This window comes from Alicyclobacillus sacchari, from assembly GCF_004366795.1.
GTDB lineage: Bacteria > Bacillota > Bacilli > Alicyclobacillales > Alicyclobacillaceae > Alicyclobacillus > Alicyclobacillus sacchari.
Genome location: NZ_SORF01000060.1, coordinates 1 through 1,242, shown reverse-complemented (window position 1 = coordinate 1,242; position 1,242 = coordinate 1). Strand labels below are relative to the sequence as shown.

1 protein-coding gene is annotated in these 1,242 nt (G+C 45.7%); it reads right to left on the bottom strand.

Going from position 1 to position 1,242, the window contains the following annotated elements; genetic code table 11:
- Positions 1-227: 227 nt before the first annotated feature.
- Positions 228-1,242 (bottom strand): AAA family ATPase (locus C7445_RS14420; RefSeq protein ID WP_166669189.1); only part of this gene is annotated, 1,015 nt, incomplete at its 5' end.

Genomic DNA, 1,242 nt, shown 5'->3' with positions numbered 1-1,242 from the left:
TCCACAGTCCACTTACGTCCTGGCATGAGTCAAACACCTCTCTACGTCTATTTTACCTCACGTCATCTGTCTGGGTTGACTCTGGGGCCAGTATAAGGTCAGCATCTTACTCTCTCCATACACATCTTTCAAAAACGCTCTTCTGCTCACCATCCCGCACATGCCTTTGTATCGCGCGAGGACGGAATAAAGTAATTCGTCGCTGTAGATTTGCGGGATAAAATTCATCATAGCTTGCCACCCTCTGTCCACACTTTCATGTCGTCAATGTATCCCTCACGCTCCAGAACGATCTCAGGGGCAACATCTTCTTTCTTCGCTACCCGAAAACATCTCCTCAAATCCCCATCCCTGTAATCAACCATTCTCTTTGGTTTCTCTATAATTGGGGTTGGTTTCGTTGGTTTCGTTTCCTTCTTCATACCATTCGTCCTCTTTTGAACAGGCGGTGCGGAATGTGATGATGCCCTTTCCTTAACATCCAGTATTCTCAGGTCATCAAATTGGGCAATTTTATATGGATTTCCCGTCTTCAACGCATCGAGCATGGGTTTCATGAGTCTGAAGTGATCTTTGGCAACCCTTCGTATAATTTCGGGAGTAATCACCTCGAAGCCACGCTCAATAGAGAACTGTTGGGCATAGAGGTATAGCTTGATCACCAAATCCGATATCCCCTGCGTTTCTTCAAATATTGCCGAAGCCAGTTCATCGGAAAGCGGAGTATAGTTCCTCAACCACTGGTAACGCCAGATCCCATCCAAAAACAGGCGAAACGTTTCATTGTTTTTCATTGCATTCCATAAAATTTCCTTATTACCTGTAAGCCGACGTGCGATACGAAACTCACCTTCAAAGAGCGCATACGAAGAAGGGGTGCCAATAAGCAAAATGCTGAGTCCCCCGTTAATCAGCGACACGAGAAAATCAACGAGTTGACTACCGCCACGCTTGGAGAGGAATTGCGATTCGTCCAGAACTAAAAGTCCCAGCCCGACGTTCCTGCTGGATTGTGCAATGTAGGGAACCATTGCATCGACCGAAAGGTTCCTGGAGACGAGTTTCTTCAGATTGTTCGTACCTAAGATTTCATCCAACTTGGTAAAATACTGAAGGCACAGTGCTTTCACACTCGAATTGTATGGGTTTTCTAATTTCATCCACACCAATTGGATCTGATCGAAACGCTGTTGCTCATACTCATTGTGAATGATAACCTGCGGAATGTGGCTGAGAACGCGA